Genomic DNA, 8,806 nt, shown 5'->3' with positions numbered 1-8,806 from the left:
GAGGACAATTTATGATGAATCTACGCTATCTGACAAGGCAGCATGATTCTCTAACCGATATGTATGTGCAAGCGAAGCTGCAGTTTCAGGCTGTCCTTGATCAAGTCTTTCCGGAATACCGTGGCGTGTTTGGTGACCTGTACTCGAAGGTATCCCTTCGTTTTCTGGCTCTTCACCCTACCTCTTCCGCGGTGCTGACTAAGTCTCTGAATGACATAACAGCGACGATTCAGTCTCTTACTAGACGGTCGAATTCCGCATGGGCGCTTGATCGCGCGCTGAAACTAACAGCTGCCGCGGAGCGAAACCCTTTCAAGGAAACTGCTTTTTCAAGCCATCTCATCTCGCTGGAACTGCTCATTAATCTGCTTCTACAGTACCAAGAGCACCTAGTAAACCTCAACCAGTCCATAGATGCTCTGGCTGCAGAATTACATGAGTATGAGTTGATCCAATCGATACCCGGCATTGGCACCAGAATTGCTGCAACAATACTAGCAGAAGTCGGAGAGATCGATCGATTTGATCATGCAAAGAAGCTCGTTGCATTTGCCGGTGTCGACCCTAGCGTCTTCTCTTCCGGCAAGTTTACAGCAACCCGAAATAGGATTACCAAACGCGGTTCCAGAAGACTTCGAACAACCTTATATCTAGCCGTACGATGCGGCCTGCGCAGCTCACGCAACCAAAAACTCCGAGCCTTTTACGATAAAAAGCGTGCCGAGGGCAAGCCGTTTAAAGTGGCTGTTATTGCCTGTGTAAATAAGCTCATTCACTGGATTTTCGCTATTCTCACCCATAAAGAAGCATTTCGTCTGACCTAAGCAGGAAACACTATCCTGCTTAGGAAAGCTTCTCCATCCACCTATGGATGGTTATTTGGCATGCTCTTTTTTCAGTATAACATCATAGGCTTTATCCATTAAGTTTTAAATATTGACAAACTATTAGCTAGAATAGTTGAACAAAAGACTGCCATGCGGCAGCCCTGTCAGTATTGAACTATCGTTTCCCGATAGCTTAACGAGGTCGCCGCTCTAAGACGACAGCCTCGTCACTATAAGCTCCGATTATATATCTGATTTTTCCGTTTCATACCAGGTTACGTCAAAGAGAATTGGAGGCCAGAACATCGGTTGCATCCACTGATATTTATGAGTATCTATTAAATCTCCTAGAACAATAACACCGTTTTTATTTTTCTGTATTTTCCACTTGCTACTAATAACTGATTTACCTTGTTCAACCAATTCATAGGCTTCCGACCAAGTATAAGTCTTTCCTACGATGTTTTCTATTCTCTGAATTTCCTACTCATATCTCAATTTTCTTACTCTCTCTTCATCACCCATGTTCATTGAATCCCATACTTCAACGAATTCGTAGCCCTTAAAAGGTGATTTTTCAATAATATCTTTTAAAGCGTCAGTGATATATACAGCTATCATTTTATGTTGAGGGATTTTAAAAATATATTGACCCTCCAATTTACTTTTATCGAATTCAATTTTTATAATTGAACCATCTTCAATTATAGACTTATCATAATCGATACAATCGATCACATTAGTCACGTTTAAACCACATATGTCTTGTTTCAATTTGAAATCAAGAAATTGCACACTCTTTTGAATGAATGGAGAAAGAAACTCCTTTGTTTCCAAAGAAATAATAGGTATCTCAGACAAAAATCCATAAAAATCATTGTTTTTACCTTTCTTTACCACTTTCATTTCAATAGGAATAAAATCATCTATTTTCCCTTCAAAATTAATAATTCGCAGTTGATCATTTTTAACCATTAATATTGTGGCATTTGAACTATAAAGTAATCTCCAAACTTTCATTTTGTTTATCCTTTCATTTTGAAATCCCAACCCTCATTTTACCTGTAAGTAATTAAACTAATGGAGCAGCAGCTGCAGCAAATTGCTCCTTGATTGTTCAACTATCGTTCACCGTTAGTTCAATGATTTGGTCGAAATTATCAATTGATTATGCTGGTCTAAGTCGTTTAATGCATCATTGACTGATTCATATGAAAAACTCCTCACAATTATTTGATTCTCAATTAAATATACATTACCATCCATATTTCGCTCTAAATAATCCATTAGCCCCGATTTCGTACAGATTGAACACCATCTCGTCTGACCATCATTAAATAAAATAGAGATCTCGATGTGTTCTAATGAATTCGCACTTGAATCCTCAACTGAATCGTCAAATTTCCAACTAACTATAACGGGTACACTAATTCCAGAACTTACGAAATAATACTTCTTAAACCACCTGGATCGGTTGTTGTCACCTTTTATTTTAAACTGTTCTTTTTCTTCATCCTCAGCTATCACTTCATATTCATTACCACGAGTCAATGCTTCTAAATAAGGACCAATGTCATTACAAACTACAATTTCACTAGTCATTTTTCACACCCTCATCGTCCTAGAACATTTATTAGTGCTCGATAATAAGTATAACTCTGAAGTCGCATGCTGCGTTAAACTGCCTGTTAGCTCAACAAGCCGCCGAACGCCGACTGCCTGTTGTTTGTAATTCTGCATCAAAAAAAACACTTCGGACATTTTAACACTTTCCTATTAATCGGTTGCCACGCTTCAAAACAGTTTGAACATAGTACCCAACCATCCTCTAATTTCTCTACTGGGAAAGAATTGTTCACTATAATTTCATCACCAAATCGACTTTCTCTTCCCATCCATTCGGAGACTTCGCGATATAACATTTTACGACAGACAAATACATTGCCATCGAGATTTATCGTTATTTCAGGAGTTTCATTGGCTTTAGAAATATGAATTGTACCAAAAGAATTATATATTTCGTAATTCAATTTAGGTAAGTTCATTTCGACAACATCACCTAGAAGGAGTTCGACAGCGGATGGTTTTTCCCATTGACGTTGAATAAGGATTCTCATATTGTACTTAAAGCCGCAAACCATTGATAAATGTTTATCAATGTAAGCGTCATTTATTAAGTGGAATTCCTTAATTAAACCATCATGAAATCCATTGACAGAATCAAAAAAACAATCCATCTCTTCTTGTGTTTTTATTTCAATATAACTTTCAACGGAATCCTGGATTGCCATGTTTCCACCTCTTTTTTTTGGAGAGTAACGCTTATCACTGTCTTCTTTCTATACAATTATTGAACAATTTCTAATTACAATATTCTCGACAGCTCTTTAACTATCCTGCCCGTTCATATTATGGTTCAACTAGATAGATCCTTATACCGCAGCCATTGTCAGATAGGTCACCTTATAAACAAAAAAAAACCACCCCGAAGGGTGGTCCGTACTCATGATGAGCACTATAGGATTTGGATAGGAGTGGAGAGTCCTGTCCTGAACCTGTATCTTTTTAATGATATACTTTCATACCGTACCTGATGCCAACCGTGCCGCTTTCAACAGCATTCAAAACCACTATTTCTTCATCATAATAGGAATGGTGCCCGTTCGTATTATGAGATCAACCAGTTCTTTCTGGTTTATCCTTTTTTCATTTGCATAGAGGATTAAAGTAGCCTGGTCGAACGTACCTGCCCGTGGGACTTGATCCCGAGAGCTATAATGTTCACCCCTACTTGTCATGACCATGATTGAGGCTAGTTGGGACGTAAGATCCCGTATAACAAGCGATGCTATGGAGCGACAAGAAGATCAACCTTAGGGGATGCCGGTGAATCTACACTTACAAGGGTAGATGAAATGAATCCAGTTATTGGTCTAGATATTTCTAAAGAAGAAATCCATGGACAAGCCTTTCTAGAGCGCGGAAAGCCATTCCAAGGGATATTCCACTTCGAGCACACTCGAGATGGTTTAGCAAACTTCCTTCAAGTTTTAACAGAAGTTGAATTTGCATCTCAACTACGTCCTTTGCTTATTCTAAAAGCAACCGGTCATTATCAAAGTCCCGTTGTTCAGTTCCTAGAGGAACATCATTATATTTATATTGTTATTAATCCGCTCATCTCAAATCGGCTTACGAAGTCTCAACTTCGTAAGTAAAGACGGATGCTGCTGACGCTTACCTATTGGGAGAGCTGTACTACAAAGAAGAATTTGAACCGTTTAAGAAAAGAGGTGTGCAACTTCTCAATCTGCGCTATCTTACAAGACAATATGAGTCTCTTTCAAAGATGTGTGTACAGACTAAACTACAATTCCAATCTGTTTTAGATCAGGTTTTCCCTGCTTACAAAGGTGTCTTTAGAGCTATGTATTCCGGTATTTCATAACAGTTTTTAGGTGAATTCCCAACCTCATATTCAGTATTACAGACGGATGAAAACACACTCAAATCTAAGATGAAAGAACTGCTTTCTTCAAAACGGGGGCGTTCAGAGGACTGGATTAACCACCGAGTGCAACGGCTGCTAGTTGCGGCAAAACAAAACCCATTTCAGCAAACCATGTATGCAAGCCACTTAATCAATTTGAAAGTCCTTATTACCCTCATTCTTCAGTACCAAGGGCATCTTACTGGATTGGAACAGACATAGAGTGATGCTTTTCTCTCCACCTGTTCAATTATTGCAGTATTTCTGCTTTGTTAGTTATACGCCTATAACTTGCGTGAAGTAAAAAACAAACGGCACGGGGCTTTCCCATGCCGATTTGAATTCCATTTTTATTCCCGTTCTTACCTTTGAGCTTAACTTAATGACATTGCCAGTTTGGGTGTCCTTATTGTTTTTCTAAGTTTTGCTTGCTAAGCGACTCTATTCAGCATCATTCTGCTCTTCCAGCCATCTCAAAATCGCTTGGTTTGTTTCTTCCGGCGTTTCTTGCTGGATCCAATGACCGCAATCCAGATTGACCACTTCCGCATTAGGCACGAACTTTGTCAGGTTTTCAGACTTCTGGACCGTATCCCGGTCACCATAGATCATGAGAGTCGGCTGTACCATAAAAATGAAGGGGGGTTGCGATTTTGGATGAGCTGTTTCATCCCTTCTTCATTTAGCGATTTGATTTATGCCTCGCATTAAAAACGTTCTGACTTTTAATGAGAATTAAACCCTAAATGATTGAGAAATACAATAACTCCTCTCTCCTAAAGATCAGGGAAACAATAGACCCAAATTTATGAAGTACCAAAAATCTTTTTAACGATTCTTTTGTTATTTATGTTTCCTTATTCTGTAATTTTTTTTGCAATGTTGAAATTTTAGCCCTTCTTCAGATGAAGCGATCAATATTCCAAGCCTTCTTAATCGTGTTTCTTCTTTCTTGGCGCTCATTACCCACCAGATAGAATCTCTTTTATAGGATGGTGATAAATTAGTGAAGAATAGCCAGGCTGTTTGATTTGCCTTGATTTGTTCTTCATATTCTTCGGCAAGATCCACGTTTCTTTGTTCAGAGGAATAGCCTTGTGCATCGGTTCTGTTGTTAAAGACGTGCATTCCTTCTGGTCTCATCTTTCCAAGCTGTATTAGTGCTTTTACCTTCTTTACGTTCACAGCACTCCATACACTATTTACTTTGCGCGGAGTAAAGCGAATCTTATAGGTTTGTTTATCAATGGTTTTTCGTATACCGTCAATCCACCCAAAACAAAGAGCGGAATCTACTGATGCAGACCAAGTAAGGCTTGCACGCCCTGTACTTATCCCAAAATAGCCCACCCAAATTTCACTAGCTTCAGCATGATGTTCTTCTAACCAATCGTTAAACTCTTCTTGGTTGTTGAAAAAAACTACATCTCCCATTGTTCCAGCCATTTTAAAATCGCTTGGTTTGTTTCTTGCGGCTTTTCTTCCTGGATCCAATGACCGCAATCCAGATTGACTACTTCCACATTGGGCACGAACTTTGTCAGGTTTTCAGACTTCGCAACCACATCCCGGTCGCCGTAGATCATGAGGGTCGGCTGCTGGATGATTGGGTTCACTTTCGCCAATAAGCGCCAGTTGCGGTCAAGGTTCCTGTACCAATTTATGCTGCCCGTGAACCCTGATGTTTCAAAAGCGGAGACGTAAACGGCCAGCTCGCTTTCGCTCAATACGGGCTCACCGAGCGGTGTTTCTGCTCTGGCGAGATTGATCAACGCCATACCTGGCTCAGGTGCTCTGAGAGGCTCGTTCTTTCGGTACAGGTTGCGAAGGAACCTGTATGTATTGTCTTCGAATACGGCGTCCGCGACGCCTGGCTGTCGATTGAAGTGGACGAAATAGAAATCGCCGCCAAGTATTTCTTCCATGAACTCGATCCAGGGTTTTTCTCCGCGCTCTTGGTAAGGCAAACTCAGATTTATCACTTTATTGACGCGGTTTGGATGCAACAAGGTCAGTCCCCAAACGACGAATGCACCCCAGTCATGACCGACAAAGGTAGCGTCCTCGTATCCATAGTGATCGAGAAGCGCGATGAGATCACCCGACAAGTGTTCAATGTCATAGTCTGTTACTTCGGTCGGACGGGATGAGTTGCCGTAACCTCGCTGGTTGGGGACGATGACATGGTAGCCCGCTACGGCAAGTGCGTCCATCTGATGGCGCCAAGAAAAGGCATGCTCTGGCCAGCCGTGGCAGAGTACAATAGGTTTTCCTGCGTTTTCTCGGCCTGCTTCAAACACTTCGAGTTCCACACCGTTGGCTGAAATAAGGGTGGGCTTGGGAAAATCGGTTGGATTAAACATTGAATTAAAACCTCCTTCTTGTGATACTTGTAGTATAATGGATAAAAGGTGACATTAAGGTGTCACCATTCTGAAATCATGTAAAAAAAGAGGGCAATTATGGACAAAGTGGAGAGACTCATTTCGATTATCATGATATTGCTGAAAAAAGAGGTTGTTTCTACAACGGAATTCTCACAACTATTCAATGTCTCCAAAAGAACGATCCTTCGCGATATGGAAACATTGAGCTTATCGAACATCCCGATCTACTCTGTCAATGGGGTCAAAGGGGGCTACGGCATAATGGATGAATACAAGGTTGATAAACGCCTTTTAAGCAGCTCCGATTTACAGAATATATTAACTGCGCTCGGTGGATTGGAACAAATCCTCCGTACTGAAGAAGTTGAAAGAACGATAAAAAAAATAGAGGCAATGGTTAGTCCATTGTCTCTAAATCGTTCCATTCAACTGTCGTTTTATGATTGGGAAGGTCGGTCCGAGATTCTTGAAACCTTAAAGACATGTCAAGAATCCATTTCAAAAAAGAGGCTGGTTTCGTTTGATTATACAGATAAGGACGGGGCTGTAACGAATAGAATGGTCGAGCCCTATGAGCTGCATTTTAGCGAATCGAGTTGGTATTTGAAAGGATTCTGTTTACATCGACAGGGAAATCGAACTTTCAAGTTATCTCGGATCGATCATATTACTATGGATGAACGCGCGTTTCATCCTAGAGACGATTGGTCAGAGCAAATACACGAAGCAAATTATCTACCTGAATTCGTCACGATTAAGGCATGGATATCGCCTAGCATAAAAGATCAAATCATCGAAAGGTATGGTCGAAGAAGTATTGAAGACCATAGTTCTGGATTTTTATTAGCAACCATTTATGTCCCACAAAATCGAATGGGATTTCAACTTTTAGCAAGCTTCGGCACTCATCTAAAAGTTGTAGAGCCCAAAACCTATATTGAAGACTTTCGAAATTATTTATATCAAATGATGGAGAACTATTCCTGATAGATTTAGCATTAAAGCTTCAACTTCAACTCAACTTTTCGCCGTCACTTATGGTAAGGTTCAGCTTAACGGGTCTATCGGCGAAAAATGCGCCGCGGTGCATAATTGTCAACATTTTATACCCGATTCAAAGGCTATGACCAAGCTTTCATGACAAGCACAAAAGGCCACCGAAGTAATCGGCAGCCTGGTTGTCAGTGATTCAACTATCGTGTCCCGTTAGCTGAATGATTTTTGGCTTCAGGCTTCAATCCTGTTTGCAAGACATGAAAGTACTCAGCCAGTATTTCGTCAAAATTGGGTTCATCAGATAGCTTCTCAATATATCTCCATAAAATCATTTCTTCCGTTTCAATGTGAACAACCTCGTACTCCATCTGTGTAGATTCCCAAACAGTAACTTGACCCAAACATCGTTCAGACTCGTTAATTATGCCAGTAGATGGGTTAGGAACACTGTTTTCAGGATTCTTATGCTTCACATATTCTGTAGAGATTGATAAATATGCTAGATCACTCTTATTGGATTCTACCCAAAGCTTAAATTTATCTCGAATCATTTCAGATCCCTCCCTAATGGAGTAAGCATATCAAATCGACCTAACAATTGTAATACAGATGTCTAAAATTATGACTTTGTTTCATGGCATTGCTGCCCGTTACTTCAATGAACAACGGCAGCCGATCGCGTGGCCCGCTGCCGAATGTCGTGGTGTTATCGTTACCCGTTATCATTCCTGTAGAGCGTTAAATTTCCGCTTTGCATAAAAACGAGCGCCTCGGTACGATGGAAGTACGCAACGGGTCATAGCCCTAAAAATTCCATCATCCAGGAGGACGCTCTACTATGAAGTTTAAATCACAAGCAAGACAAAATCAACTCATTGAAAAAATTACTGCTCAGCATTTAGTTATCGGGATCGACATCGCCCAGCAGATGCATGTTGCGCGCGCTGTAAATTTCCGTGGCATCATCATCGGAGACTACCTATCCTTTTCTAATGACGAGGAAGGGTTTCACCATCTTTTGCTATGGATTCAAAAGCTGCAAACCACCCATAGTTTGAGTGCAGCCATCGTCGGGATGGAGCCAACCGGACACTACTGGCTTAACC

Annotated in this window: 13 protein-coding genes; 5 read left to right on the top strand and 8 right to left on the bottom strand. The window is 40.6% G+C overall.

What is annotated here, in order from left to right:
- Window positions 1-824 (top strand): IS110 family RNA-guided transposase (locus AC1DOV_RS34325; RefSeq protein WP_477552126.1); only part of this gene is annotated, 824 nt, incomplete at its 5' end.
- Between the two features lie 246 nt (window positions 825-1,070).
- Here AC1DOV_RS34325 and AC1DOV_RS34320 read toward each other — a convergent pair.
- From AC1DOV_RS34320 to AC1DOV_RS34305, 4 genes are all read right to left on the bottom strand, one after another.
- Window positions 1,071-1,250, bottom strand: coding sequence for a hypothetical protein (locus tag AC1DOV_RS34320; protein ID WP_477552125.1), 180 nt, complete (start codon window positions 1,248-1,250; stop codon window positions 1,071-1,073).
- A 60-nt stretch (window positions 1,251-1,310) separates the two neighbouring features.
- Window positions 1,311-1,847, bottom strand: a complete 537-nt coding sequence (locus AC1DOV_RS34315; protein WP_477552124.1) for a hypothetical protein — start codon at window positions 1,845-1,847, stop codon at window positions 1,311-1,313.
- A gap of 114 nt (window positions 1,848-1,961) precedes the next feature.
- Window positions 1,962-2,429, bottom strand: coding sequence for a hypothetical protein (locus AC1DOV_RS34310; RefSeq protein WP_477552123.1), 468 nt, complete (start codon window positions 2,427-2,429; stop codon window positions 1,962-1,964).
- Between the two features lie 137 nt (window positions 2,430-2,566).
- Window positions 2,567-3,118, bottom strand: coding sequence for a hypothetical protein (locus tag AC1DOV_RS34305; RefSeq protein WP_477513003.1), 552 nt, complete (start codon window positions 3,116-3,118; stop codon window positions 2,567-2,569).
- A 624-nt stretch (window positions 3,119-3,742) separates the two neighbouring features.
- Between AC1DOV_RS34305 and AC1DOV_RS34300 the strand changes: the two genes are divergently transcribed.
- Complete coding sequence (locus AC1DOV_RS34300) at window positions 3,743-4,045, top strand: IS110 family transposase (protein ID WP_441886587.1); 303 nt, start codon at window positions 3,743-3,745, stop codon at window positions 4,043-4,045.
- A gap of 26 nt (window positions 4,046-4,071) precedes the next feature.
- Window positions 4,072-4,275 carry a hypothetical protein gene (locus tag AC1DOV_RS34295; protein ID WP_441886590.1) on the top strand — a complete coding sequence of 68 codons (204 nt, stop codon included), beginning with the start codon at window positions 4,072-4,074 and terminating at the stop codon, window positions 4,273-4,275.
- 483 nt (window positions 4,276-4,758) lie between these two features.
- Here the strand turns inward: AC1DOV_RS34295 and AC1DOV_RS34290 are convergent, their stop codons facing one another.
- The 3 genes from AC1DOV_RS34290 to AC1DOV_RS34280 all read right to left on the bottom strand — a co-directional run bounded on the left by AC1DOV_RS34290 (window position 4,759) and on the right by AC1DOV_RS34280 (window position 6,680).
- Complete coding sequence (locus AC1DOV_RS34290; RefSeq protein ID WP_477552122.1) at window positions 4,759-4,929, bottom strand: alpha/beta fold hydrolase; 171 nt, start codon at window positions 4,927-4,929, stop codon at window positions 4,759-4,761.
- A 231-nt stretch (window positions 4,930-5,160) separates the two neighbouring features.
- A complete protein-coding gene (locus tag AC1DOV_RS34285; protein WP_441886596.1) occupies window positions 5,161-5,763 on the bottom strand; it encodes a YdeI/OmpD-associated family protein in 603 nt (200 codons plus the stop codon).
- The gene (locus AC1DOV_RS34280) at window positions 5,739-6,680 is read right to left on the bottom strand and encodes an alpha/beta fold hydrolase (protein WP_477552121.1); all 942 of its coding nucleotides are present in this window, start codon (window positions 6,678-6,680) and stop codon (window positions 5,739-5,741) included. The genes AC1DOV_RS34285 and AC1DOV_RS34280 overlap by 25 nt, the downstream gene beginning before the upstream one ends.
- 99 nt (window positions 6,681-6,779) lie before the next feature.
- Here AC1DOV_RS34280 and AC1DOV_RS34275 point away from each other — a divergent pair, with 99 nt between their 5' ends.
- Complete coding sequence (locus AC1DOV_RS34275) at window positions 6,780-7,691, top strand: helix-turn-helix transcriptional regulator (protein ID WP_441886602.1); 912 nt, start codon at window positions 6,780-6,782, stop codon at window positions 7,689-7,691.
- Between the two features lie 206 nt (window positions 7,692-7,897).
- Here AC1DOV_RS34275 and AC1DOV_RS34270 read toward each other — a convergent pair whose 3' ends face one another.
- Window positions 7,898-8,251, bottom strand: a complete 354-nt coding sequence (locus AC1DOV_RS34270; protein WP_441886605.1) for an immunity protein TriTu family protein — start codon at window positions 8,249-8,251, stop codon at window positions 7,898-7,900.
- 287 nt (window positions 8,252-8,538) lie between these two features.
- On the opposite strand from AC1DOV_RS34270, the gene AC1DOV_RS34265 reads away from it, so the two are divergent.
- The coding region (locus AC1DOV_RS34265; protein ID WP_477552120.1) for an IS110 family transposase at window positions 8,539-8,806 on the top strand (268 nt) is incomplete at its 3' end.

Source organism: Paenibacillus sp. 01T47 (assembly GCF_056398245.1).
This window is presented reverse-complemented; position numbering and strand designations above follow the sequence as displayed.